The sequence below is a fragment of the Pseudomonas sp. NPDC086581 genome (assembly GCF_044746165.1).
GTDB lineage: Bacteria > Pseudomonadota > Gammaproteobacteria > Pseudomonadales > Pseudomonadaceae > Pseudomonas.
This window is the reverse complement of record NZ_JBIVBR010000002.1, coordinates 242,952-267,702: the sequence shown is the minus strand read 5'-3', so window position 1 is coordinate 267,702 and position 24,751 is coordinate 242,952. Positions and strand designations below refer to the sequence as shown.

The 24,751-nt window shown below is 63.7% G+C and carries 33 protein-coding genes; 31 read left to right on the top strand and 2 right to left on the bottom strand.

The window, feature by feature from the left end; genetic code table 11:
* Positions 1–16 precede the first annotated feature (16 nt).
* Positions 17–625, bottom strand: a complete 609-nt coding sequence (locus ACIPK7_RS05440) for an XRE family transcriptional regulator (protein WP_401086115.1) — start codon at positions 623–625, stop codon at positions 17–19.
* 93 nt (positions 626–718) lie between these two features.
* Here ACIPK7_RS05440 and ACIPK7_RS05435 point away from each other — a divergent pair, with 93 nt between their 5' ends.
* Positions 719–955, top strand: coding sequence for a transcriptional regulator (locus tag ACIPK7_RS05435; protein WP_401086112.1), 237 nt, complete (start codon positions 719–721; stop codon positions 953–955).
* Positions 956–968: 13 nt separating this feature from the next.
* Positions 969–1,313: a hypothetical protein gene (locus ACIPK7_RS05430; RefSeq protein ID WP_401086109.1), complete on the top strand. Its 345-nt coding sequence runs from the start codon at positions 969–971 to the stop codon at positions 1,311–1,313.
* Between the two features lie 23 nt (positions 1,314–1,336).
* Here ACIPK7_RS05430 and ACIPK7_RS05425 read toward each other — a convergent pair whose 3' ends face one another.
* Positions 1,337–1,591, bottom strand: coding sequence for a hypothetical protein (locus ACIPK7_RS05425; protein WP_401086106.1), 255 nt, complete (start codon positions 1,589–1,591; stop codon positions 1,337–1,339).
* A gap of 331 nt (positions 1,592–1,922) precedes the next feature.
* Between ACIPK7_RS05425 and ACIPK7_RS05420 the strand changes: the two genes are divergently transcribed.
* The 29 genes from ACIPK7_RS05420 to ACIPK7_RS05280 all read left to right on the top strand — a co-directional run bounded on the left by ACIPK7_RS05420 (position 1,923) and on the right by ACIPK7_RS05280 (position 24,708).
* The gene (locus tag ACIPK7_RS05420) at positions 1,923–2,447 is read left to right on the top strand and encodes a phage regulatory CII family protein (RefSeq protein WP_401086104.1); all 525 of its coding nucleotides are present in this window, start codon (positions 1,923–1,925) and stop codon (positions 2,445–2,447) included.
* Positions 2,440–2,673 carry a TraR/DksA C4-type zinc finger protein gene (locus ACIPK7_RS05415; protein ID WP_401086102.1) on the top strand — a complete coding sequence of 78 codons (234 nt, stop codon included), beginning with the start codon at positions 2,440–2,442 and terminating at the stop codon, positions 2,671–2,673. The genes ACIPK7_RS05420 and ACIPK7_RS05415 overlap by 8 nt, the downstream gene beginning before the upstream one ends.
* Positions 2,670–5,417: a bifunctional DNA primase/polymerase gene (locus ACIPK7_RS05410; RefSeq protein WP_401086099.1), complete on the top strand. Its 2,748-nt coding sequence runs from the start codon at positions 2,670–2,672 to the stop codon at positions 5,415–5,417. Before ACIPK7_RS05415 ends, ACIPK7_RS05410 begins: the two co-directional genes overlap by 4 nt.
* A 328-nt stretch (positions 5,418–5,745) precedes the next feature.
* A complete protein-coding gene (locus tag ACIPK7_RS05405) occupies positions 5,746–6,105 on the top strand; it encodes a hypothetical protein (protein ID WP_401086097.1) in 360 nt (119 codons plus the stop codon).
* Positions 6,106–6,322: 217 nt separating this feature from the next.
* Complete coding sequence (locus tag ACIPK7_RS05400) at positions 6,323–6,700, top strand: putative holin (RefSeq protein WP_401086095.1); 378 nt, start codon at positions 6,323–6,325, stop codon at positions 6,698–6,700.
* The gene (locus tag ACIPK7_RS05395; RefSeq protein WP_401086092.1) at positions 6,700–7,074 is read left to right on the top strand and encodes a hypothetical protein; all 375 of its coding nucleotides are present in this window, start codon (positions 6,700–6,702) and stop codon (positions 7,072–7,074) included. Before ACIPK7_RS05400 ends, ACIPK7_RS05395 begins: the two co-directional genes overlap by 1 nt.
* The gene (locus tag ACIPK7_RS05390) at positions 7,067–7,426 is read left to right on the top strand and encodes an HNH endonuclease (protein WP_401086089.1); all 360 of its coding nucleotides are present in this window, start codon (positions 7,067–7,069) and stop codon (positions 7,424–7,426) included. The genes ACIPK7_RS05395 and ACIPK7_RS05390 overlap by 8 nt, the downstream gene beginning before the upstream one ends.
* Positions 7,427–7,647: 221 nt before the next feature.
* Positions 7,648–8,094, top strand: coding sequence for a P27 family phage terminase small subunit (locus ACIPK7_RS05385; protein WP_401086086.1), 447 nt, complete (start codon positions 7,648–7,650; stop codon positions 8,092–8,094).
* Positions 8,057–9,871 carry a terminase large subunit gene (locus ACIPK7_RS05380; protein WP_401086083.1) on the top strand — a complete coding sequence of 605 codons (1,815 nt, stop codon included), beginning with the start codon at positions 8,057–8,059 and terminating at the stop codon, positions 9,869–9,871. The genes ACIPK7_RS05385 and ACIPK7_RS05380 overlap by 38 nt, the downstream gene beginning before the upstream one ends.
* A complete protein-coding gene (locus ACIPK7_RS05375; protein WP_401086081.1) occupies positions 9,868–10,053 on the top strand; it encodes a hypothetical protein in 186 nt (61 codons plus the stop codon). Before ACIPK7_RS05380 ends, ACIPK7_RS05375 begins: the two co-directional genes overlap by 4 nt.
* 1 nt (position 10,054) lies before the next feature.
* Positions 10,055–11,332, top strand: coding sequence for a phage portal protein (locus ACIPK7_RS05370; RefSeq protein ID WP_401086078.1), 1,278 nt, complete (start codon positions 10,055–10,057; stop codon positions 11,330–11,332).
* Complete coding sequence (locus ACIPK7_RS05365; protein ID WP_401086075.1) at positions 11,329–12,276, top strand: S49 family peptidase; 948 nt, start codon at positions 11,329–11,331, stop codon at positions 12,274–12,276. Before ACIPK7_RS05370 ends, ACIPK7_RS05365 begins: the two co-directional genes overlap by 4 nt.
* Positions 12,277–12,338: 62 nt before the next feature.
* A complete protein-coding gene (locus ACIPK7_RS05360) occupies positions 12,339–13,667 on the top strand; it encodes a phage major capsid protein (protein ID WP_401086072.1) in 1,329 nt (442 codons plus the stop codon).
* A gap of 56 nt (positions 13,668–13,723) precedes the next feature.
* The gene (locus tag ACIPK7_RS05355) at positions 13,724–13,963 is read left to right on the top strand and encodes a hypothetical protein (RefSeq protein WP_401086070.1); all 240 of its coding nucleotides are present in this window, start codon (positions 13,724–13,726) and stop codon (positions 13,961–13,963) included.
* Positions 13,963–14,514, top strand: coding sequence for a hypothetical protein (locus tag ACIPK7_RS05350; protein ID WP_401086067.1), 552 nt, complete (start codon positions 13,963–13,965; stop codon positions 14,512–14,514). The genes ACIPK7_RS05355 and ACIPK7_RS05350 overlap by 1 nt, the downstream gene beginning before the upstream one ends.
* Positions 14,515–14,554: 40 nt before the next feature.
* The gene (locus ACIPK7_RS05345) at positions 14,555–14,866 is read left to right on the top strand and encodes a phage head closure protein (protein WP_401086064.1); all 312 of its coding nucleotides are present in this window, start codon (positions 14,555–14,557) and stop codon (positions 14,864–14,866) included.
* Positions 14,832–15,242, top strand: a complete 411-nt coding sequence (locus tag ACIPK7_RS05340; protein ID WP_401086061.1) for an HK97-gp10 family putative phage morphogenesis protein — start codon at positions 14,832–14,834, stop codon at positions 15,240–15,242. The genes ACIPK7_RS05345 and ACIPK7_RS05340 overlap by 35 nt, the downstream gene beginning before the upstream one ends.
* A 15-nt stretch (positions 15,243–15,257) precedes the next feature.
* Complete coding sequence (locus tag ACIPK7_RS05335; RefSeq protein WP_401086058.1) at positions 15,258–15,593, top strand: DUF3168 domain-containing protein; 336 nt, start codon at positions 15,258–15,260, stop codon at positions 15,591–15,593.
* An 11-nt stretch (positions 15,594–15,604) separates the two neighbouring features.
* Entirely contained in the window at positions 15,605–16,069 is a 465-nt protein-coding gene (locus ACIPK7_RS05330; RefSeq protein WP_401086055.1) for a phage tail tube protein, read from the top strand.
* 2 nt (positions 16,070–16,071) lie between these two features.
* Entirely contained in the window at positions 16,072–16,515 is a 444-nt protein-coding gene (locus tag ACIPK7_RS05325; RefSeq protein ID WP_401086053.1) for a phage tail assembly chaperone, read from the top strand.
* A 74-nt stretch (positions 16,516–16,589) separates the two neighbouring features.
* A complete protein-coding gene (locus tag ACIPK7_RS05320; RefSeq protein WP_401086050.1) occupies positions 16,590–16,844 on the top strand; it encodes a hypothetical protein in 255 nt (84 codons plus the stop codon).
* Positions 16,845–16,885: 41 nt separating this feature from the next.
* Positions 16,886–20,155 carry a tape measure protein gene (locus ACIPK7_RS05315; protein WP_401086048.1) on the top strand — a complete coding sequence of 1,090 codons (3,270 nt, stop codon included), beginning with the start codon at positions 16,886–16,888 and terminating at the stop codon, positions 20,153–20,155.
* The gene (locus ACIPK7_RS05310; protein ID WP_401086045.1) at positions 20,152–20,487 is read left to right on the top strand and encodes a phage tail protein; all 336 of its coding nucleotides are present in this window, start codon (positions 20,152–20,154) and stop codon (positions 20,485–20,487) included. Before ACIPK7_RS05315 ends, ACIPK7_RS05310 begins: the two co-directional genes overlap by 4 nt.
* A gap of 15 nt (positions 20,488–20,502) precedes the next feature.
* The gene (locus ACIPK7_RS05305; RefSeq protein WP_401086042.1) at positions 20,503–21,093 is read left to right on the top strand and encodes a hypothetical protein; all 591 of its coding nucleotides are present in this window, start codon (positions 20,503–20,505) and stop codon (positions 21,091–21,093) included.
* Complete coding sequence (locus ACIPK7_RS05300) at positions 21,090–22,331, top strand: hypothetical protein (RefSeq protein WP_401086039.1); 1,242 nt, start codon at positions 21,090–21,092, stop codon at positions 22,329–22,331. Before ACIPK7_RS05305 ends, ACIPK7_RS05300 begins: the two co-directional genes overlap by 4 nt.
* The gene (locus ACIPK7_RS05295; RefSeq protein ID WP_401086036.1) at positions 22,328–22,615 is read left to right on the top strand and encodes a hypothetical protein; all 288 of its coding nucleotides are present in this window, start codon (positions 22,328–22,330) and stop codon (positions 22,613–22,615) included. Before ACIPK7_RS05300 ends, ACIPK7_RS05295 begins: the two co-directional genes overlap by 4 nt.
* Positions 22,616–22,672: 57 nt before the next feature.
* Complete coding sequence (locus ACIPK7_RS05290) at positions 22,673–23,365, top strand: phage minor tail protein L (protein WP_401086033.1); 693 nt, start codon at positions 22,673–22,675, stop codon at positions 23,363–23,365.
* Between the two features lie 3 nt (positions 23,366–23,368).
* Positions 23,369–24,139, top strand: a complete 771-nt coding sequence (locus ACIPK7_RS05285; protein WP_401086031.1) for a C40 family peptidase — start codon at positions 23,369–23,371, stop codon at positions 24,137–24,139.
* The gene (locus ACIPK7_RS05280; RefSeq protein WP_401086028.1) at positions 24,130–24,708 is read left to right on the top strand and encodes a tail assembly protein; all 579 of its coding nucleotides are present in this window, start codon (positions 24,130–24,132) and stop codon (positions 24,706–24,708) included. Before ACIPK7_RS05285 ends, ACIPK7_RS05280 begins: the two co-directional genes overlap by 10 nt.
* The last annotated feature ends 43 nt before the right edge of the window (positions 24,709–24,751 follow it).

The window sequence follows — 24,751 nt, the reverse complement described above, 5'->3', positions numbered from 1 at the left end:
GTGTAGTCCTAGCTTGTCAGAGTGTGCCTACACGCCAGATTGCACGGCCCGCAAAGTCGATGGCGGCGAAGTCGGCATCCGTGAGCGATTCGTCCGGGAAGATCATTTTGTCCGTGTTGTCGCAGCGCAGTATCCATTTGCCAGACACAGTGCGCTGTAGTCGGCGAAAAATCACTCGCCCGTCGTAATGTATGGCGTAAACAGCGAGGTTCTCGGGGGTGGTCTGCGAAACATCGATAACCACTTTGTCTCCTTGCCGAATGCTGCTCTCCATCCCGCTATCAGTGCAAAGAGTTGTGCGGAGATTGCTTACCACAACACCGAGAGCCGCGATTTCGTCGCGACCCAAATTCGCCCTGGGACCATTTTCCACGAACGGTGGAATGGACACGCTGTCGCCTGGTTCATAGGCGTCAATTGCGGGATCAACGAGGATTGCGAGCGGCACCTGGAGAACTGCGGCGAGCTTTTCAATATCGGCGAGTGACGGCTCCCTCTCGCCGCGCTCGTACTGTCCGTAGCGACTTTGCCCACTTTTGTCCCATCCGCAGAGAGCCGCGACCTCGTGTTGCTTGAGGTGGAGAGCCTTACGAAATCCTTTGAGGCGATCACCGAGTTTTGTCATTGCCAAAATTCATTATGTGCTTTATGTTGAAGTTCGTTTTGTCACATCGCCTTCGATGAGACGGATTTCTTTGATTTCTACGGGTCAGCTGAAATGAACCGAATTTTCGAATTCCGAGCACGACAGCGCATCGCGCAAAAGACGCTCGCCCAAGACATGGGATGGAAGCCGGATCGGCTTTGCCGATTTGAAACGGGGCGTGCGCTGCTCGTGCTCGATGACTGCCGCGCGATTGTCGGGGCGCTGAATGCCCGTGGCGTGGCCTGCACTCTGGACGATGTATTTCCGCCGGAGCCGGTCACAAGCTCCGACAGCTCTGCAGCTGCCTGAGAAGGAGTTAACCATGTGCACCAAACCCAATTGTGACGCCGTGATTGTGTTCGCCCTGGGTAATGGATTGGGCGATTTGGCCGTACGTTGCGGGTGGCTCGATCCAGAGCAGCGGCTCAACTTCGGTTGCGACGTCAAAAGTCCACGTGACGCCATCGTTCGAGCACGCTTTGCTCCGCCAAGGATTACTAAGCAGGCCCTTGAATCGGTGCGCAAAAGCCTCGGAGGCGTTGCTACCGATGTTAGGGAACTGGGCTTCGATTTCTGGCGGCATAGTCTCGATTACTCACCCATTGCTCAGGCTCTGCTAGATCGTGTGATCGGCCGGCTCGATGAGCATGGCTTGTGGGACGAGTAGCCCGGGTGGGCCGGGCCGGTGGATCAGTTTTCGTGAAGCTTTCGACCGTCAACGACGCGATCGAGCAGGTCCATCGCTTGGTCTTCGGTCAGACGACCATTACCGATAAGAGTTTCGGTGAGAAGGCCCACGTAGCGGGTCAGGCGGTCGATGTCCAAAGCGTTCTGTTTCATGTCGAAGGGGCCGGTTTGTTGGTTCCCAACCTTTTCCTTGACGGCGTAGAGCACACGCTCCGCCACGCTGATGCCTTCATCACGGTGGGGGTATTTCAGAGACATATGAATTTCCTTGTGTTGATGCCAGCCACCACATGGCGTCAATGCAGGTATCCGTCAGCCAACACCACGGGTTGACGGAACCGGGAGGGATGGTCGCCACCACGCGTGCCACCCCTCCCTCCGACCGGCGCCAATGGACGGCATCGGGGTGCCAGTCTCTCCACCACGGAGGCTGGCTGTCAGGACCGGGGCGGGCTTGGAAGCAGCCCCGGCCATAACGTCGTCAGCGGGATATTCACCACGAACAGGTCCGCTGACGGTGACCAGGGTTAGCCAGTCACGGGCCGCACTTTATCCCATAAATTGCGGCCGGGCACTGGCGACGTTAAGGATGCGTCTGCTCATGACACTTTGCCATCATCGCAATATAGCGTTAATTCCGCTCCTGCACGAAGTAGCCACGAACATGGCTCACTGCCGGGGTGGAATCACCGGGTTTGCCAATGCCACCGGGCGTAACCCCACCACGCTTTCCCACAAATTCAACCCCCACGATACCCCCCATCTGAACCTCCCCGAGCTGCTGGATTTCCTGGCTTACGTGACGCCGCAAGGCCGGCGCCTGGTGCTCGACTGCTTGCATCAGACGTTGGGCGGTTCGTTCGCGATGTATGCGGACGAGGTGAGCGATTCGCCGTCGGTGCTGTCGGCGGTGGCAGAGGTGCTGCACAGCGCGGCCGAGCTGACGGCGCGCGCTGCCGTGGCAGTGGATGCCGGCGAGGATCTGCAGCCGGCGAACTCTCTCTGGACGGCGGCAAAACGGCAGCTCAATGCGGCCTATGCGCTGTGTGCGCAGCTGTGCAGGGAGCGCCCGCCGTTGCTGGCGGCGCCGCAGAGGAGGCTCGGCAATGGTTGACGCAGCCGATCGCGCACTGGCGGACGAGCTGGTGTATCAGGAGCACGCGCTGAACGAACGACTTCAGCGCTTTGAAGCCACTGCGGTGGCGGTTTCCGCTGATAACTGCTGGGACTGTGGATCGCCGATTCCGGAGCCGCGCCGCGAAGCTGCGCGCGGGTGTACCCGGTGCGTGGAGTGTCAGGCTTTGGAGGAACAGACGGTGGAGGTACGGAAATGCGCATGAGTCTTCCGCCGATTGCGGCTGCTGCTAGCCGCTATATCCGTGTTCTCAGGCTGGCCCTGGTGGACATTCCTGCAGGCTCAAAAGGGCCAACAGTCAACGGCTGGAACAAGCCGGGCGGATACTTCACGGACGCCGAAGCGGCGGAAGTGTTCTGGACCGAACACCCGACGCATAACCTGGGCGTGGTATTGGCGCCGTCCGGGGTTTGCTCCCTGGACGTCGACGACAAGGAGTCCGCTCGACAGGTTCTGTGGGAGGTGTTGGGCGTTGACCTCGATGCGCTGCAGCTGGTGTTCCCGACGGTGGTTGGCAACCCTGAGCGCTGCCGGGTGATGTTCCGGGTCCCCGAGGGTGTCGAGCTGGGGGCGCATAAGCTGACCTGGCCGAATCAGGCGGACCCTGACGGTTCGAAGTTCCGCGCAGCGAATCAGCGGAAGGCGTCGGCGAAGAAGGCCGCCGAGGTGGCGCGCAAGGTGGGCGACGATGCCGCCGAGGCGGAGGCGCTGACGGCGATGGAAACGGCGCAGGCCGATGCGAAGGCGGTCGCCCCGTTTACGGTGTTCGAGCTGCGGGCGGGCGACGTGCAAGACGTGCTGCCGCCGTCGATCCACCCGAACACTGGCCAGCCCTACACCTGGCGCACGCCGTTGCCGGAGTCGGGGCCTATCCCTGAACTGCCGGTTGAGCTGCTGCGCGGCTGGGTGAACTGGGACATCGTGAAGCGGGACGGTCTGGCCTGCTGCCCGTGGGCGCCGAAGGCATCGGCGCCGATGAAGGCGAAGACGGCGAAGCGGCCGAAGGCTGCTGCAGGTGAGGGCGAGTCGCCCGTGGATGCGTTCAATCGGGCGCATGACGTGGAGCAGCTGCTGGAGTCCCACGGGTACGAGCGCCGGGGGATGAAGTGGCTGTGCCCGGGTAGCACTTCGGGGATTGCGGGGATCACGATCGCGGAGGGCACGTTGTTCTCGCACCACGGGAGTGACCCACTGTGCAACGGCCACCGGAATGACGCATTCGATGTGTTCCGCATCCTCGATCACGGGGGCGACCACAATGCGGCGGTGAAAGCGGCGGCGCGGATGCTGGGGATAGCCCGGCCCGGCCGTGAGCGGCCTCCGGCAGAGCCTGACACGGTTGCGGAGAATCCTGCGGCTGCTCCTGATCAGGGGGGCGAGGGGGAGGGCTTGCCGTGGGATATCGAGGCGATTCTGAAACGCTTCGCCCTGGTGTTCGGGTCGACGTCGGTGTTCGATCTGGTCGGGCGTGCGGTAGTGAAATGGCGCGCATTCGAGATGCTGGTGGGCAAGCCCCTGGCTAAAGCGTGGTTGGTCTGCGAGAAGAAGCGGGTAGTCTCTGAGCACCTGGCCAAGCGTCAGGAAGCCGAGGCGAGGGTGGAGGCCGGCAAGCCTGACGATGTGGAGGGTATGACGTCGACCGAGCGGTATGTGTACCTCGATGGGTCGCAAGACATATGGGACCGGAAGCTGCGCGAGCGGTTGCCGGCGAAGGCCGTTCAGCTGGCCCTCGGCGACGGCTTCAAGCTGTGGGTGAACAGCCCTTGGCGGCAGGTTATCCCGGCGGTGAATCTGGTCTTCGATCCGACCATGCGGGCGTCTCCGGCGACGCATATCAACCTGTTCGAGGGACTGCCGCTGACTCCAGTTGCGGATCTGGATCGGTGCAAGGGTATCCGCTACCTGATCAAACATCAGTGCAACGGAGACAAGGCTGCGGAACACTGGGTTACCTGCTGGCTGGCCTATCCGCTGCAGAACCTGGGTAAGAAGATGGACACAGCGCTGCTGTTGCACAGCATCTTCGAGGGCTCGGGCAAAAGCCTGCTGCTGTCGGATGTGATGCGGGAGGTGTACGGCATGTACATGGCCACGGTTGGACAGGAGCAGTTGGAATCGTCGTGGTCGGCGTGGCGGTCTTCGAAGCTGTATGCGGTGTTCGAGGAGGTTGTTTCGCGGGACCAGCGGTACAACTCGGTAGGGCGCGTGAAGCACCTGATCACGGGCAAGACGGTGCGGATCGAATCGAAGTTTATAAACGGGTGGGAGGAAGCGTCGTTCATGAACGCGGTGTTCCTGTCCAATGAGCTGATGCCCTGGCCGATCTCGGAGAATGACCGGCGGTTGTTGGTGCTGTGGCCGGAGAAGACGCTGGCGGAGAAGGCGCAGAAACGCGTGTCCTGGGAGTTAGAGAACGGCGGCCCGGCGGCGTTCCTTCAGTACCTGCTCGACTACGACTGCGGAGATTTCAACGAGCACACGAAGCCGATCAATACCCCAGCTCGGCAGTGGCTGGTCGAGGTGTCGCGCTCCGGGTGGGAGACGTTCCTGAAGCAATGGCAAGGCGGGCTGCTGGATGTGCCCTATAACGTGGCCGTCGCCTCGGATGTTTACGGGCTCTACTGCGCGTGGTGTGCGGCGACCCGCGAGCATGGCGTGTTAACTGAAACCAAGTTCGGGTTGTTCGCCAGTAAGCACATTGCGAAGTCGGAGGGACAGGTTCACTGGTACGACGACTTCTCGGTACGTCAGTACACGCGTTTATTCGTTCCGGACCTTCCGTCAGGGGTGGCGCTAGGCGATGCCAAGGCCATTGGAAAGCTGGTGAAGACGTTCCGCGATGCGGCGCATGCGGCCGGCTGGCATCCGGAGAAGTGGGAGAGGCTGCGGGGCTGGGCTCAGCCTATTGCCACGCCTGGGCGTCGGGAACCCGAGCCGGAGCCTGTATAGGGTGGATAGCCTTGTTTAGGGTCGCGATTTGAACGCTATACATCGGGAAGCCACGAACGGCGGGCCTCTGCGCAAGCTGTATCGGGTGTATAGGGTTGCGCGCGCGCGTACGCGCGTGCGTGTGCAGTGTGATCCGTTAAGCCTTCCCCTTTCCCCATCCCAAGTAAAACCCCCTATTAAGGAACAACCCTAACCACCCTATACACTCTAACCATCAGTTCTTAATGTGTTGTTTTATAAAGAATTTTTGTGGATAGGGTTGTGTATAGGGTGGGGTCCAAAGCTGCATAGGGTTGGCCGAGCTGGAGTTGAGACGATGATTCGAGCCATGGATGAACTGCTGGAGGTATGGGCCTATGAGTTCCACGGCCCTGGACTGCGCAACCCGCAGGGCGCGGGCTTCGGCAATGTCATTGCGCTGCTGATGGACACTGGCGGCGAGCTGATCCGCAGCACCAACCGGGGCAGTAGTGTGTTGATCGGGCAGGCGGCGGAAGTTGAGATGCTGATGAACCGTCACCGTCTGCCGGAGGAGCTGGAGCAGGTGGTGTGGGAGCACTACGTGAACACCGATAGCCTGGAGTCGCAGAAGCATGCGCACTGCGGGTGCAGCCAGCGGACCTTCTACCGCCGTCTACACGAGGCGCATGTGGCGATTCAAGGCAGTTTGCTGCGCCGAGCTGCCTGACTGTTCACCGACGAAGAATGACGAAACCCGCATGAATCAAGGCCCCCAAAAAGATATTGGCGCACCAAAGGCGGATTTGGGTGACGCCGTGGCAAACGGGGGGTACAAAGCAGGCACGGTGTTACCGGTCTGCCTGTAGTGCGACGGTAATAGAACGAACTGAAACCCGGCCTTTGCGCCGGGTTTTTTTATGCCCGCGTGCGGGTGGGAGTGAGGGATGGCAGGCGGAACTATTTCGGCGCCGGGACTGACTGCGGCAACGACTGTGGCGGCTGCGCTGCTGGGCGTGCAGGCGGACGGATTCCTGGGGGTTGTGGCGGGCGCGTTCTGCGGGGCAGTGGTTTACATGCTGAACCTGCAGGCAACCCCGGTACTGATCAAGGTGGCGTTGTTCGCTGCGGCGTGGGTGGCGGGTGTGCTGGCCGCTGCACCTGCGGCGAAAGGTTTTACGTTTCTCGCGCTGGGTCAGGCTGAGATTCCGCACGGTGTGGGCGCGCTGATTGCGAGCGCGATCATTGTGCGCTTGCTGCAGTACCTGGCTAGCACGCCGCTGCGGAAGATCATTCAAGACGTCCGGACGTGGAGGGGGCGGTGATGGACTGGGTAATGTCGATGATTCAGTGGCTAGGCCAGTGGGTGCAGCCGCTTCCGGGGCTTCCGCTGCCCGCTACCGTGTTGGACACACTGGTATGCGGCGGCATCTTCTACATGGTCGCCTTTCACTACTGCGGATCAGTCAGCAATCGCTGGCTGACGTGGATGGCGTACTTGCTCGCCGTGTCGTCTGGCCTAACGGCTCTTTTCAACGCGGCGGCATTGGGAGGAGTGCCATTCGCTGCGCGGCTCGCTTACGTCGCGAACGGCGGCATCAATTGCATGCTCTTCGCCGCCCTGGTGGTTGTGCGGGGGAACGTGGGGCAGCTGCTACGCCGGCCTAAGCCTGGTCCCAAGGAAGGCGGCGATGGCTGAGCGTGGCTCGTCTGCGCAGCGTGGCTACGGCTATCGCTGGCAGCAGGCCCGGGATGCTTACCTGCGGGATCACCCGTTCTGTTCCGAGTGCTCCACAAGTCTGCGGCCCGTAGCGGCGGAGGTGGTGGATCACAAAGAAGCGCCACGCCTGGGCGAGGCGAAGGCGAGCGGGGACAGCGCGCGCATTCGCGCAGCCTGGAAACTCTTCTGGGATCGGGACAACTGGCAGGGCTTGTGCGGGCACTGCCACAACTCAATCAAACAGCGCTTGGAGAAGTCGGGCACGCGTGCCGGCTGCTCCGTTGACGGGCGCCCGATCGATCCGCGTCATCACTGGAACGCCAGGCGCTGACATGCCCGCCGCCCAAGGGGTAGGGGGGGTCAAAAACTTCAGTCCCCGAGCGCTCTAGACCGGGGACTCCCCTCCGTTCGCAACGCCGGGAAATATGGACATAGGGGGGGGGTAAACGAGAGGTAGTTATGGCCGGTAATTCGAACTCTGGACGCCGGCCTTTGCCGGCGTCTGTCCACGTCTTGCGGGGGAACCCCAGCAAGTTGCCCACGGCCTCCCTGATGGCGGAGGTGAAGGAACCACCCGTGCCGGTGGAGGCGCCGCCAAAGCCCGACTTTCTCTCCAAGGCTGCGGCCGAGGAGTGGGACCGCGTTGTGGCGGATCTCGTGGTGCTGGGCTGGGTCACCAAGCTCGATCAAGCCGCGCTTGCCACCTACTGCACCGAGTACACCCGGTGGGTGGCGCTCGAAACCGAGATAGCGCGCCTCAACGCCGCGTCGGCCGATGGATTCGGCGGCGAGTTCCAGACCTTCAGCAACGGCACTCGGCAAGAGAGCCCCTTGCGCAGCGCCGCGCGTGCTGCTGCCAAGGCAGCGAACCAAGCCGGCGCACTGTTCGGTTTCTCTCCTGTGGCGCGCAGGGCGATGAAGGCCATGGTCGTGCTGCCGGCCCAAGGAGAACTTTTACCCAATGAACCACGAGACGCCGCCGCCCGATTCTTCGACTGAAGACCGGACCACGGCCTATGCGCAAGCCGTAGTAGACGGCGACATACTCGCCGGCCCTGACGTGCGCAACGCCTGCCGGCGGCATCTCAGCGACCTGCAGCTCGGCCCGTCTCGCGGCCTGGTCTGGCGGTTGGATCTGGCGCAGCGCGCCATTGCCTTCTTCGAGGAGGTGCTGAACCTCAACGGCGGCGAGTTCGAGGGCCTGCCGTTCATCCTCGCGCCCTGGCAGGCGTTCGTGATCGGCTCGCTGTTCGGCTGGATGACGGACGACGGATTCCGGCGGTTCCGGATGGCCTACATCGAGACGGCCAAGGGCTCGGGAAAGTCGCCGCTACTGGCCGGGATCGGCCTCTACGGCCTGGTTTCGGACGGCGAGGTGCGAGCGGAAATCTACGCCGCCGCGACGAAGAAGGATCAGGCCATGATCCTGTTCCGCGACGCCGTGGCCATGGTCAACCTCTCGCACCATCTGGTGACGCGCCTGGTGCAGAGCGGGCAGAACGAAAAGGTCTGGAACCTGTTCTATCCGAACACCAACAGCTTTTTCCGGCCCATCAGCGCCGACGACGGCCAGTCCGGCCCGCGTCCGCACATGGGCCTGATCGACGAGCTGCACGAACACCGCACGGCCTCGGCCCTGGAGCTGATGCGCGCGGGCACGAAGAACCGCCGCAAGGCGATGATTGTCATCATCACCAACAGCGGATCGGACAAGAACAGCGTGTGTGGCCAACAGCACGAGCGCGCGAAACGCGTCTGTGCTGGCATCGAGCAGAACGATTCGATTTTCGCCTACGTGTGTTCCCTGGACGAAGGCGACGACCCGCTGCACGACGAAAGCTGCTGGCCAAAGGTGAACCCCTCGCTCGACTACATCGCCGAGGGCCAGACCGATGGAATCCCTGGCCGCCGCTACCTGCGCGAACAGGTGGCAGACGCGCGGGGCCTGCCCTCGAAGGAATCGACGGTGCTGCGCCTCAACTTCTGCCGCTGGACGCAGGCGAACAGCCCCTGGCTCTCCTGGGAGGTGTGGGAGGAAGCGCGCGAGCCCGTACCCATGCGGGTGCTGCGCAATCGCCCCTGTGTTGGCGGGCTGGACTTGGCCAGCACCACCGACCTGACGTCGTTCGTTCTGCTGTTCTATCCGACGGCGGAGGATCCGCACTGGCGGCTCCTGCCGTACTTCTGGATTCCCGACCACGAGCTGGAAGAGCGCGAGAAGCGGGACAACGTGCCGTACCGCGTGTGGATCAAAGAGCGCCATCTGGAAACCACCCCCGGCCGGGCCATCAGCAAGCTGCATGTGCTGCGCCGACTGCGGACCATCTGCGACTTCTTCGACGTGCGCAAGATCGCCTACGACCGTTGGCGCGTGGAGGATCTGCGCGAGCTGATGAACGAGCACGCCATAGAGCTGCCGGAGCTGGAAGGCTTCGGCCAGGGCTATGAATCGATGGGGCCGGCGGTGGATGAGTTCGAGCGCCGTCTGCTCGGCATCGTGCCGGGGCAGGGTGGAGAGGTGATCGACCTGTCACCCGAGGATTACGAAGTGATCGAGACCGTCGAGACCCTGCGCCACGACGGTAACCCGGTGTTGACCTGGAACGCGGCCAGCGCCGTGGTTACCTCCGACCCGGCAAACAACCGCAAGCCGAACAAGGCGAAGGCTACCGGCCGCATTGACGGCATCGTGGCCGCTGTCATGGCGACCGGCGTCAGCGGATCCAGCAACCTGCACGGCGGCAAGTCCGTCTACGAGGATGGTGTAGGCATATGAAATTACAGATTCTGGCCTGGCTCGCCGGCCTGGTCGGCTTCGCGCTGCTGGTGGCGGGGGTGGCGATGATCCACATTCCGGCCGCCTTCATCGTCGCCGGCCTCGGCTGCCTGGGCTGGGCGAAACTGGCGGACAAGGCTGCAGCGGTGCTGCTGGCCCAGCGCGATAGCGGAGGAGGCTGACATGTTCTTTTCCAGCCTGCTGGGGCCGGGCAAAGGCAACTTGGTGGACGTGGAGAAGGGCGGTTTCTGGCACAGCATCTTCGGGCGCGGCAACAACGAATCGGGGATCGCAGTCACGCCCGAGTCCGCACTGGCTCTACCGATACTGCAGAACTGCGTGACCCTGCTGGCCGAAACCATCGGCCAGCTGCCGCTCGAACTCTACCAGCGCAAGCAGCACGGCCAGCGGGAGGCGGCCACAAACCACCCCCTTTACGACGTGCTTCGCTACCAGCCGAACGGGTTCCAGACGCCGTTCGAATGGCTGGAGTGCAGCCAAATGGCCCTCGGCCTGCGCGGCAACGCGTACAGCTTCTGCGAGCGCCGGAGCGACGGCAACGTGACGGCGGTCTGGCCGTTGCACACCGAGAAGGTCACCGTCCTGAAGGGCGGCGACCTGCTGCCGTACTACCGCGTCGGCGCCACAAGCGAACCGCTACCCATGCGGATGATTCACCACGTCCGCTGGGGAAGCCTGAACCATTACGTCGGTCAGTCGCCGATCCAGCTGCACGCCGAATCAGTCGGCCTGGCCCTGGCGGTGCGACGCTACACGAGCAAGACGTTTGCCAACGGCACCAGCGTGTCGGGCGTGATCGAGCGGCCGAAGGAGGCGCCACGGATCAGCGATCAGGCCACCATTGACCGGATTACCGGGCAGTGGGGCGAGAAATACAGCGGCATGGATAACACCAAAAAGGTTGCCTTGCTGCAGGAGGGGATGCAGTTCAGACCCATCTCCATGACCAACGTCGATGCCGACATCATCAACATTATCAAGGCCAGCGGCTCGGACATCGCGCGGATCTACAAAGTCCCGCTGCCCCTAGTCAACGATCTGGAGAAGGCCAACTACAACACGCTCGAACAGCTGCTGATTCAGTTCGTCGTGTTCTGCGCGCTGCCGTGGGTGAAGCGGCACGAACAGTCGATGATGCGCGACTTCCTGCTGCCGAAGGACCGGCGCAACTACTTCATCGAATTCAACCTGTCCGGCCTGCTGCGCGGCGATCAGCAGTCGCGCTATCAAGCGTACGCCGTCGGCCGCCAGTGGGGCTGGCTGTCGGTCAACGACATCCGCCGCTTGGAGAACATGCCGCCGGTAGACGGCGGCGATATCTACCTGCAGCCGCTGAACATGGTCGACACCACCAAGGGCCTGCCCGATGCCAAAGACCCGGCCGTCCGGGCGCTGCTGGAGCAGGAACAGGCCAACATCGCGAGGATTCTAAGCGTATGAGGCGCTATCTCAGGGCGTCGACCCTGCTATTCAATCAGCCCCTGCTCGTCACACCCGAACTGCTCGACCTGGGCGTGCGCTGGGCGAATCAGGCAATGCAGCTCAACATCATCAACATCGGCGCACCGGTCATCCCGCAAATGTGGGATGACGACGACAGCACGTCGCGCCTGGCGCAGCAGGAGGAACAGCGGCGCAGCTCGATCGCGCAGACCGGAATCGAGGTCATCGGCGTGCATGGCGTATTGGTCAGCCGTGGCAGCCACATCAACGCCTGCGAAACCATGACCAGCTACGAAGGGTTGCGGCAGCAGCTGCGGCAGGCGATCAGCGACCCAATGGTGGAGCGCGTGGTGCTCGATATCGACAGCCCCGGCGGCTCGGCCGTGGGGGCGTTCGAGCTGGCCGCCGATATCCGCGCCATGGCGGCGATCAAGCCCATTACTGGCCTGGTCAACTTCATGGCGTACTCCGGCGGCTACCTGATCGGCTCCGCCTGCAGCGAGCTGGTGGTCAGCGAGACAAGCGGCGTCGGCTCCATCGGCGTTGTCGCCAGCCACATGGACCGCTCGCAACAGTCGGAGAAGGCCGGGATCAAGGTCACTACGGTCTATGCCGGGGCTCACAAGAACGACCTGAGCCCTCACGAACCCCTCACCGAGCAATCCATGGCGGTGCTGCAGGAGATCGTGCAGGAGAGTTACCAACTGTTCGTCAACGCCGTGGCCGAGTATCGCAGCCTCGACAAGGCGCAGGTGATCGCCACCGAGGCTGGTCTGTACCGTGGCCGTGCCGGCATCGCCGCTGGTCTGGCAGACCGCCTGGAAAGCCCGCAGGCGGCCGTCGATAACCTGTCCCGCGCCGTGGCCAACGCCCGCGTGCAACGCCAACAGAACCGCATCGGCCTGCGCGCCGCTGCGGTTGCGATGCAAGCCCGAATCTGACCGCGTACGCGGTAACCATTCAGCCCGCCCTGTGCGGGCTTTTTTACGCCCAGGAGGCGCCAATGTCCCTTGTCCTGCAGCTGCGCAACGAACGCGCAGAAATCAACACCAAGATTCAAGCACTCGCCAAGATCGAGGCCGACGGTGGCTCGCTGACGGCCGAACAGCTCGGCCAGTTCACCGAGCTGGAAGCCCAGTTCAACGCCGTGACCGACAAACTCGCTCGGGCGGAGGCCGCTGAACGCCTCGCCGCCGCCAGTGCGGTGCCGCTGACCGAATCGGCACAGGGCATCACCGGCCCGCCCGGTGGCCACGTCTCCGGCCCGTTCACGCCGCCCAAGGTCAAAGGCGCCGAAGTGGCGCAGATGGTTCGCTTGCTGGCGGGGGCACAGGGTAACCCGATGGCCGCTGCGCAGATGGCGCAGCAAGGTGGGTTCGATCCGGGGATTGCCATGGCACTCGGCACCGTCACCCCTGGCGCCGGTGGCGTGCTGGTGCCAACCAACTATTCGCGCGACCTGATCGAGGCCTTACGGCCTGCGTCGGTCATTCGAAGCATGGGTGTGCGTAGCCTGCCTCTGAACAATGGCAACCTGACGATGCCGCGCATCACTGGCAACACCGTGGTGACTTACATCGGAACAGAAGAGGACATTCAGCTGACAGGGATGACGTTCGGAAACACCAAGTTGTCGGCCAAAAAGGCCGCCGCCCTGGTGCCGGTGGCCAACGACCTGATTCGAATGTCCGGCGTTAGTCCGGACGTGGATAGCCTGGTGGTCAACGATCTGGTAACCAGCTGTGGCCTTTCGCAGGATCTGCACTTCATTCGCTCCAACGGCGGTGGGGGACTGCTGCCCAAGGGGCTGCGCTACTGGGCACTTGCTCATAACGTCATCACAGCCCCGAAAGGGGCGAGTCTGACAACCCTGCAGGCCGTCGAGATGTTCCTGGGCAAGCTGATGCTGCGGGTCGAGTCGGCGAACGTGAACATGAAGCAATGCGGGTGGCTGATGAACCCCCGTGAACTGCGCTGGCTCGAATCGTTGCGTGACGGCAACGGCAACAAGGCTTACCCGGAGATCGCCGCAGGCAAGCTCAAGGGCTACCCGTACGCTGTGACCACGCAGATTCCCGTCAACCTGGGTGCCGCCGGCAATGAGACGGAAATTTACTTCGCTAACTTTGCTGATCTGATGATCGGCGAAGAAATGTCTCTGGTTATCGACATCAGCAAAGAGGCTTCCTACACCGACGCTAACGGTAAGGTGGTTAGCACCTTCCAGCGTGACGAATCGCTGATCCGTGTGATCGCCGAACACGACTTCGGACCGCGCCACGTCGAATCGGTCGTGGTTGCCATCGGCGTGGACTGGGGCAAAGACATGTAACTGACGCCCCTCCCTGGAGGGGCGTTTTCGTTTTCACCCGAATCAGAGACATCAGCATGAGCAACGAAAAGAAAGTGCCGGTCACCTTCGTCAAGAACTGGCGCGGCTACAACCCCGAGGAGGTGGCCAGCTTCCCTGCGCAGCTCGCCCAGGATCTGGTCGACGCGGGCGTGGCAACGGCCAAGGGTCTGAAGGCCGCGCCCAAGGCGAAGAAAGAACCCGAACAGCCCGAGCCGCCGGCCGACAACGGCACCGACGGCGACGACGACGACGACAACAACGACGATAAGCCCTGATGGCCCGCCGAATCGCCTACATCGGCGAGCCCGTGCTGACGTTGGAACAGGTGGCCTATCAGTGCCGTCTCGAACCTGAAGACCTGCAGCAGGACCTGATAACCGGGGTAATCATCCCCGGCGTCACCCATCAGTGCGAACAGCGCAGCGGCGCCGCCATCCGCCTGGCCACATACGAGGAGGAATGGCCCGAGGATTACCCATCAGGCCATTACCTCGACGTGGGCCAGGCGCGGGAGGTGCTTGCGGTGGAACGCGTCGAGCCGGACGGCACAGCGATGGCGCTGACGGTGCCGTTCAACCTGCGGCGCCTGGGCAGGGAAGCCCGGCTGTATTTCAGCGATGGCAGGCCGCATGGCGTGCTGCGCATCCGCTACTCGGCCGGCGTGGATCTGGAAACGCACCCCTCAGTGCGCCTCTGGCTGCTGATGCAATGCGGCACTGCACACGAGTTCCGCGAGACGCTGGTGGCGGGGACCATCCTCGCCGAGCTGCCGCCCACGCATCTGGACGGGCTGCTAGCCGAAATCACCGTACCGCCGAGGTTCTGACATGCGCGCAGGCAAACTCAGGCACCGCTGTAAGTGGTTCGTGCCTGGCCGTACGCGTATCCGTGGCGGCGGCTGGGATGAAGGTTGGACCGAGCGGCCGGGACTATGGGGCGAGATTCGCGCCCCCACCGGCCGCACGTTCGAGGCCGCCGCCCAGCTGCAGGCCGAGGTTAGCGCGGAGATCGTCACGCGCTACCGCGCCGCCTACGCCGCCGGCCAGCGCTTGGAAAACGCCGGGGTGACTTACGAGATCGTCGCCCCGTTACCCGACAACACCCGCAGCATGATCGTGCTGCTCTGCAAGACGGTAAAGCCTGATGCTCCCATCACTGACGGTGCAGGGGCTGGATGACCTGGCCGACGACTTCTTGCAGCTCTCCGGCGCCCTGGAAGGCAAGGTAGCCCGCAGCGCCGTCATGGCCGGCGCACGGGTAGGGCGCGACGCAATCCGCAGCACGGCCCCGGTGCGCTCGCGCAACCTGCAGCGCAGCGTGATCGCCAAGCCCGCCCGAGGCAAAGGGGCGGACGGCGAAGTCTCGGCCGGCGTGATGTTCGCCAAACCGAAGAACGGGCGTCCGGCGTTCTACTGGAAGTTCCTAGAGCTGGGCACGCTGCACCAGCGTTCACACCCCTTTGTGCGGCCCGCCTGGGACGGCTCCCTGCCGCGCATCGAGCAAGCCACCATCGACCGACTGGCCGACGGCATCGACAACGCCCGGAACCGCTGACCCATGATCGAGGAATTGATAGACGACCGGCTCCAAGCCCTGGTCGGCGGGCACTGCTACGCCAACGCCGCGCCCGCCGACGCACCCGTGCCGCGCCTGGTGTTCGTGCTGGTGGACGATGACCGGGGCTTTGTCCTGGCGGGCCTGGACGGCACGTCCACCGTGCGGGTTCAGGTTGACGCCTGGGCGCGCAACTCGGTCGCCGCCGCCGCCCTGAGCCTGCGCGTGTTCGACGCCATGGCCGCCCCGGGCGCCGATTTCGACACCACCGCCGCGCAGCGCCTGCCCGGTGATCACGACACTGCCACCCAGCTGCACTGCGCACGCTGGGAATTCACCCTTGAACCGTAGGAGGCCCACGCATGGCCACTCAAACCGCATTGAAATCTCAATTCACCAAGAGCCCCGGCACGCTCGTCAGCATCTCCAAGCTTGCCGCCACCGACCCCAAGGCCGCCGGCCTGACCTATGCGAACCTGTCCGTCACCATCAAGCAGGCCCAGTATCAGGGTGGCCAGTCGGAAGAGATCGACGTCACCACCCTGGCCTGTGATACCAAGGAGTTCACCACCGGCCTGCGCGATGGCGGCACCTTCCCCATGTCCGGCCACTGGAAGCTTGCCGACGAAGCGCAAACCGTACTCCGCGCCGCTTACGCAGACGGCGAACCGCGCGCCTTCAAAGTCGAATTCAAGGACGGCTCGAAGAGTTATTTTCTCGGCCTGGTCACCCAGTTCAGCTGGGAGGCCAACGTGAGCGGCACCGTCAGCGGCTCCTTTGCCGTACGCGTGACCGGCGCCGTCACCTTCGAACCTGCGGCGGCGTAACCATGGCCAGACAGACCAAAATGCCAGCGAATCTGCTGGCCTTCGCCAGCGACCCGCTGGCCAACTTCAAACACGAGCGCGTCACGATCGAGGAGTGGGGCAACGCCGAGCTGATCGTTCGCGCGCTCAGCGCCGAGGACTGGGCCGGTTACCGCGATCAGCTGAACGAGCTGGAGGCGGTCGCCTTGCAGCAGAAGGGGTATTCCTCCCGTGAAGAAGTGCCCGAGGGTGTGAAGGTCGCCATCAACGTCTATCAGGCGTACGCGTACGTTCTATGCCGCTGCCTGTACTACCCCAACGGCGAACGCGCCTTTCCCGACGTTGCCGTGGCGACCATCGCCCCGGCGTATGGGCCGATTCACGATCGACTCGTGACGTTGGCGTTCAATCTGTCCGGGGCCGCCGTCAGCTCGGCCGACCCGGTGGCCGACGCGGGAAACGCCTGAAGGCGGAGCCGACGCTGGCATTCCTGCTGGCCCTCGGCCTCCGCCTGGGCAAAACGCTGGGCGAGCTGCGGCACATGCCCGCCGAAGAGCTGTTCCTCTGGCAAGCCTATGACCGGATCTCGCCCATCAGCGACGACCGCGCCGACGTGCTCGCCGGCATCATCGCTGCCGCGCCCTATCAGGCGCAGGGCATGAAGGTGCGGCCCGACGAGCTGGTACCGGACTGGGGCGCCGCCTATGCCCCCGCCAAGGTCGCCGAGGAGGACGGCGCCGACGCGTTCCAGACGTACCTGATGGGCCTCGCCAACGGATCCAACAGCAACACCTGAACAGCCCGCTCCGGCGGGCTTTTTTTCGTTCGGAGGAATCTATGAGCGGTCAGCTCCTGCGCGCCCTGGTGGTGAAGGTTTCCGCCGAGACAAGCGCCTATCAGCGCGAAATGGCCAAGGCGGGGCGCCTGGGCGATCGCTACCTACGCAACATCGCCGACGGCAATCGCGCGGCGGTGCCGGGGTGGCGGGCGCATCAGGCGGCGATCGAAGCGCAGAACCGCGCGCTCGAATCAGTCACCGCCGGAGTTGGTGGTTATGCCCGTGCCATGGCCGGCGCGCTGGCCGTGGGGAGCCTGGTCAGCCTGGCCGATGACTGGGGGCAGGTGAACTCGCGGCTGAAGATGGTGACCGGCTCGCACGAAGAGCTGGTAGCGGTGCAGGACAAGCTGATGGAAATCAGCGACCGCACCTTTAAGAAGTACGGCGATCAAGCAGACCTGTTCATCAACTCCTCGAAGCAGATGCGGGAGATGGGTTTTGCTACCGAGCAGACGGTGGCATTCGTTGACGTGTTGGCCAGCGGTCTGACGGTCAGTGCAACCAACGCCGAAGGCACGGCCAGCACCATCAAGGCTGTATCCGATGCGATCTCCATCGGCTCGCTGAAGGGGGATCAGTGGAACACCGTACTGACGCGCGCGCCGGCCATCGTGGAGGCGATCGGCGACGCGCTGGGCAAGACACAGGCCGAACTCGGCAACATGGCGCGCAAGGGCGAGTTGGTGACCTCGGTTTGGTTGCCTGCCCTGATCAGCAAGCAGGACGAACTCGCCCGCAAGACAGAGGAGATGCCGACTACCGTCGCCGATGCCTTTACCCGCCTGGGGAACCATTTCCAGAAATGGGTCGGGGACGAGAACGAGGCGACCGGAGCCACCAATGCCCTGGCGCAGGCGATCGTGTTTGTCTCGAACAACCTCGATACGCTGATGAAGCTCGCCATGGTTGGCGGGCTGGCTTACCTGACCCGGCAGGCGGTCATGTCCGGCAAGGCTCTGGTGGAGCAGGCCGGCGCCATCCGTGAATCGATTTCCGCCGAAGTTGGTCGGCGGGCCGCTCAGATGGATATTACCGCGCAGCTGGCCCGCAAGGCTGCGGCCGAGGTGATCGCGGCCGAGGCTCAGGTGGCCGCAACGGTGGGCACCCACGCGCACACCGCTGCGCTCAGCCGGCTTCGGTTAGCGCGCCTGGAGGACATCAGCGCCACCCGCGCGCAGACCGCCGCCGAGCTGGCCCACTCGCGAGCCAGCTCGATGATGGGCCGTGCCGGCGCCGGCTTGCTCGGCATCATGGGTGGCCCGGTCGGGCTTGCCGTAACCGTGGCGGCGACCGCTGCCAGTTTCCTGCTGTTCAACGACTCGGCCGACAAGACCGAGAAAGCCGTAACCGACCTGACCCGGCCAGTCAGCGAGCTGCGCGAGGAGTGGGAAAAGCTCAGCGTCAGCCAGGCCCGCGTCCGCCTGGACGAAATGGTGTCCCGGCAGGCCGAAGCCCAGCAGAAGGCCGCGCAGGCCCTGCGCGATATCCGCGACGCGGGCAACGGGCCGGACAAGTGGGGCGACCAGTACAGCGCCAACAGCTTCGCCCGCGAGCGGGCGGTGATCGAGTTCGAGATGCGCGTGAAGGGCGGCGAGGACATCGCCAAGGCTTCGCAACAGCTGATCGATGCCGTCGGACCAAGCGAGGATCTGCGCCGCAAGATCAACGAACTGGCGCTGGCCTATGAGGAGGCCACCAAGGAAAGCAGTACCACCGGCAACCTGGCGCAGACGCTTCGCGATCGCCTGAACGACGTGGGCGCCGCTGCGCGCAACGCCGGGGCGGGCTTGGCAACGATTGCCGCCCCCAATCTGGACGCCTGGAACAAGCGCCTCGAACAGATGCGCGAGCAGGTGCAGGCCCTGCAGCATCCCGGCGCTGCCGCCGCGCTCGATAGGCAGATGGCGCGCGAGGGCCTGGAGAGCACGCCCGAAGGTAAGCAAAAGGCTGCCGAGTTGCGCGCAACCCAGCAGCTCCTCGATCTGGAGGAGAAGCGCAAACAGCAGCGGGAAGAGGGCGAGCGTAGGGCCAAGCAGGCAACGCAGGACGGGGAGCGCAGGATCAAACAGGCCACCGAGCAAGCCGCCCGTGGCGCCAAGCAGCTGGAAGAGGGTTTCCGCCGGCAGCGCGACAGCATGGCCGAGCAGGTGGCGCTTTACGGCCAGACCACCACGCTGGCCAAGCTGCGCTACGACCTCGCCCACGGAGAACTCGCCGCCCTGGACGGGGCGAAAAAGATCGAGCTGGAGCGGCAGGCTATCGCGTTGGACGCGCTCAACGCGCGCAAGGAATTCGATGCACTGATGACCAACCTGCAGACCAGCGAGGAAAAGGCGCTGGCTACCGCCCGGGAACGCCTGAAGGTGCTGCAGGCGGCCAACGACGCCGGCACGCTCAAGGGGGGCGAGTACGCGGCAGGTGCTGAGCGGATCTCGAAGGCAACCATCAGTAGGGCGCCGGAATACGCCGGCCTCGATGCCGTGGTGGGTGGTGCCGCTGGTGAGCTGCAGAAGGTCGGCAAGGCCGACAAGGAACTGGAGAAATGGCACGAGGAGCAGCTGGCCATCCAGCAGAAGCTCCTCGATGACAAGCTGATCAACGAGGAGACGTATCAGAAGCGGCTCGAAGAACTCACCGCCCAGCACAACACGCGGCTGACAGACCTGGGCAAGGCGCGATCTCAGGCTGAGATCGGCCAGCGTCTGGAGATGTTCGACGCGGCGGTGGGGCTCACCGAGGCTCTGGTGGGCAATGAGTCCGGCGCCTATCGCGCGATGTTTGCAGCTTCGAAGGCGTTCCACTTGGCGGAGACCATCATGGCGGGATCGACCGCCATCGCTCAGGCGTGGGCGTCCGCACCGTTCCCGTACAACCTGGGCGCGGTGGCTGCTGCGACCGTAGAAACCGGCGTCCTGCAGGCGGCGGTGCAGTCGGTCGGCCTGGCCGGCATGGCTCACAGCGGCATCACCGACGTACCACGAGAGGGCACTTGGCTGCTCGATCGCGGCGAGCGCGTGGTGGACGCCAACACGAACCGCGACCTCAAGCAGTTCCTGCGCAACAAACCGGAGGCGGCCAACGACTCCCGGCCGAATGTGAACATTCAAATCAACATCGACAGCGAAGGGCAGAGCAGCGTGCAGACGCCACCCGGAATGGAGCAGTTCGGGCAGGAGTTAGCGGAGTTTGTTGATCGCCGCATCAGGCAGATGCTGATGAGCGAACAAGGTCAGAACGGCTTGCTCGATCCGAACCGGAGGCGCGGATGACAGAGGTATTCACCTGGGACGCCCGGGTGGGCGCGCAAGGGGATGTCAATCAGAGCGCCCTAGAAAGCCGTTTTGGTGACGGCTACGCGCAGGCCCTGGCAGTGGGCATCAACAACTCGCAGCAGAGCTGGGCGCTGACCTTCACAGGGAAGCAGGCCCGGATGCAGCCCATCAAAGACTTTTTTGACCGGCACAAGGGGGCGGCGAGCTTCATCTGGACGCCACCCCTTGGCGAACCGGGGCTGTATCGGTGCAAGGGCTACAAGATCGGCACTCACGGCCGCCGCAATTTCACGCTATCCGCCACGTTTGAACAGTGGTTTGCCCCCTGACAGAGAGAGCAACACATGGGCCTGAACCTGAAAACCTGGGTCGCCAACACGAAAAACGACGCCTGGGCGGATCTCGCCGTGGGCGTGGCCACCATCAGCAGCATCCTGATCAACGCCATCGGCGCCGACGCGCGTGTGGCGTTGCGCCTGGTGCTGAAGGGCGGCGGAACCTCCTACATCCTGCCCGGCAACCTACTGGGCGCCAATCAGCCCCACCGGCCCGCGCTGGGCGGCCTGTCGCTGAGTGCTGGCGACAAGCTGCAATGCACCAGCTCGGCCCCGGTGGACTGGATCGCCAGCGGCACGCCGGATCTGGCGTATGCCTCGGCGGTCGGTGTGTCCAAGGATTCGGCCTGGTCGGATCTGATCACCGGCCCGGCGGAGGTGCGCACGCTGATTGCCACGGCAGCTGGCCTGGGCGACACGCGCTTGTCGATCCGGCTGCAGAAGAAGAGCGGCGCGACGGCCTCGATCGTCACCACCGAAACCATCACCGGCCCCAGCGCCAAGCGCCTGACCAGCACGGTCGCGCTGGGCGACGGGGACAAAATTCAAGTCTTCAGCGATCGCTATCTGGAGTGGATCGCTACAGGGGTGAGCAAATGAGTGTTATGGGCAATGTGACGACCCTGCCTGCTGGGCTGGTGCCGTCCTTGGATTTGGACTTCATCAATCAGCGGTATCGGGTCAATGGGCAAGAAATGTCATTTGCTGATGTCATCACCTTTACCCGAGCGTCTGCAGCGGCGTACTACGACAGCACGGGCAAGATGCAGATGGCATCTGCAAATGCCCCACGCCTGGGATTCGACCCGGCGTCCGGCGAAAGTGTGGGTCTTGTGTTGGAGGATCAGCGGACGAATACATTCCTTCACTCAGCCAATCTGACGCTGATGAACTTGAATGCTGGGGCGACATGGGATGCCGATCCGGTAATGGGGCCAGATGGTGAACTTACCGCACGCGTATTGAACATGGCGGGGCCAGCTGCGAGCGGCGTATACCGGACCAATGCGGCTAACAGCACCAGTCAGCAAGCCTGGTCCGTTCATGCCAAGCCTATTTCGGGCAATGGGATCGTGCGTTTGCAGCTCGGTGGTGCGGCCTACTCAACGACTCGTAGCGTTGATTTTGACTTGATCAACGGAAAGGTTGTTGCTTCATCGGGTGCAACAGGTTTCATTTTTAAGCACCGATTCGGCGGGTGGTATCGAATAGGTTTGACAGCGCCAGTCGATAACGCGGCATCTCCTGTTCATAACGTCACGATTTACGCAGGGGATACGACGGCGAAGAGTTTCGCGGTTGCTGGCGGGCAGATGGAAACCGGGCTGGATGTTAGCAGCACAATCCCCACCGGCAGCGCGGCAGTCACGCGCGCTGGAGACGTTGGCCTAATGGAGGCGATTTCGTCGTGGTTCCGAGCCGGAGCCGGCGCAGTCTACGTCGATGCTGATTCCCGGACGCGATCCAAGGGCGGCACTTTTGGTGTCTCGCTTGGGGCAGATAGCAAGAACTATATCGGCTTGGCTTATACGGCTGTCGCTGGTCCTTCCAACATGGTCTATGCACGGTCGGGCGACGCTGGTCCGACTATTGGGCCGGCAGGGGCAGCGGCCCATATCAGGCAGATAATGTCTTGGGACGCGCAAACGGTTAGCACTGCGTTGAACGGTGGGGAGGTATTCTCGGCAGCTGCTCCGGCTGGATGGCCGATTAACGCTACTTCGCTCAGGTTTGGCAGCAGCCATTTCAGCTCGGCAATTGCGCCGATGCACTTGCGCCGCCTGCAGTTCTATTCGCAGGGCTTGACTGCTGCAACGCTGAAGGAGCTGACGCGATGAATACCTATTATCTGGTGTTTCCTTTGGAGCAGACAGCGGATCAGCAACTAAGTGCTTTGTACGGTAATGCCGACGGCCTGGTCACAGATGGCCAACACCATTCACTCCACGTGATCGGCACACTCTACGAGGCGGAAGACCCCGCTTCGGAGGGCGATAACGAGGCGCCTGCACCGGTCAGGATCGACGGCTGGCACGTAAACCTCCGCCTCGACGGCAACTTGCCCGAGTCCCTGAAGCCCTTCGAAGTCCACCCAGTCACGCCCTCAGTTGTCTGGCTGTAACCCATCCCATCACCCAGCGCCCGCCCTGTGCGGGCGTTGTCGTTTCTGGAGTTCGTTATGACCCTCAAGGCAGATGTCCAGCGCCTGCAGCCGGGCGATCAGATTGTGCTCTACGAGCTGGACGGCGAGGCGATCGGCGCCGGCACGCCTCGCTTTCACCCGCACCTGCAGGAGGGGCCAATCTGGTGGCAGGGCCAGCAGTATGACCCGTGGCCCGTGGAGGCATCCGGCTGGGCCGTCAGCGGCGACGGCAGGCCCGCATCGCCCACGCTCAGCCTGGGCAACCTGAATGGCCGGATCAGCGCGCTGTGTCTGCGCTTCGCCGATTTCGTCGGCGTGCGCGTGACCTTCCGCGAGACGTTCGTGCGCTACCTCGATGCCCGCAACTTCCCGCAGGGCAACCCCAACGCCAGTAGCGAGGAGCTGACCACCTTCGCCGACATCCGCCAAAAGGTCATGGAGACGCCCGAGGTCGTGCGCTTCCGCCTCGCGTCCCCCGATGACATGCAGGGCGAGCAGGTGCCGGCAAGGCAGATCAGCACGTACTGCAGCTGGGCGCAGCATGGCGGCTACCGGGGCGCCGACTGTGGCTACACCGGAGCGCTGTTTTTCGACGCGCGAGGTAACCCCGTCAGCGATCCTTCGCAAGATGTCTGCGGCGGCTGCCTGAGTGACTGCAAAAAGCGATTCGGCGCCAACAACCCCTTGCCGTTCGGCGGGTGCCCCGGCGCCGGCATGATGAAGGGATGACCCATGAATAAAACCCTACTGCGGGCGATCTCCGCCCATGCCGCGCAGGAGTACCCGCGCGAGTGCTGCGGGCTGATCGTCAAGCAGCTGCGCGGGCACCGTAAGTACGTGCCGTGCCGCAACATCGCCCGTACCCCGAGCGAGCATTTCGTGCTCGATCCGCAGGACTATGCCGCCGCCGAAGACGCCGGCACGGTGGAGGCCGTGGTTCATAGCCACCCCGACACACCAGCCCGGCCCAGTATGGCCGACCGCGTGAGCTGCGAACTCAACGGCTTGCCCTGGTACGTGATCAGCTGGCCGGAGGGCGACCTGGCCGAGATCCAGCCGGAGGGCTACAGCGCGCCCCTGGTAGGCCGCGAGTTCGCCCATGGTGTGCTCGACTGCTGGAGTCTTTGCCGCGACTGGTACGCCCGCGAGTGGGGCCTGGAGCTGCCCAACTACCCGCGCCGGGACCTCTGGTGGGAGGAGGGTGAAAGCCTCTATGAGCAGCACTATCAGGCTGCAGGGTTCTACCCGGTCGAGGTGGCCGACATCCGTCGCGGCGACATGATCGTCATGCAGATCCGCGCACCACAGCCCAACCATGCCGGCATCTACCTGGGAGACGGCACGCTGGCCAGCGAACCGACGCTGCACGCGGCACCGGGCACCATGCTGCACCACCTATACGGCCGGCGCTCGGCGCGCGATGTCTTCGGCGGTTACTGGCTAGAGTCCACGCGCCTGGTGCTGCGCCATAAGCAGGCGCCGGAGGTGCCGCCATGCCCATGACCACGGTACGCCTCTACGGCGTGCTCGGTGCGCGCTTCGGCCGCGAGTTCCGCCTGGACGTACGTTCACCGCGTGAAGCCTGCCACGCCCTGGAATGCCAGCTGGAAGGCTTCGGCAAGTTCATGCGCGAGGCCGAGGCGCGCGGCCTGACCTTCGCGGTGTTTCGGGGCCAGCGCAACCTGTCTGCCGACGAGACCGACATGGCCAGCCTGTCGGCGGAAGACATACGCATCGCGCCCATTGTCATGGGCAGCAAGTCGAGTGGGCTGTTCCAGACCATCCTCGGCGCGGTGCTGATCGTGGTCGGCGCGTTCACGTCGTGGACGGGCGTCGGCGCTGGGCTGATTGCGGTCGGTGTGGGGCTGATGGTCGGCGGGGTGGCACAGATGCTGTCGCCGACCATGAAGGCCGGCAAGCCGCAGGAGAGCGACGGCAACAACCCGGGCTATGCCTTCGGCGGTGCAGTCACTACGACCGCGCAAGGCCATTGCGTGCCGTTGCTCTATGGCCGCCGCGATATCGGCGGCGCCGTCGTGTCCGGCGGGATCTACACCGAAGACAAAATGTAATCCGGCCCGCCCAGTGCGGGCCTTTTTGTATGTGGAGGCATCG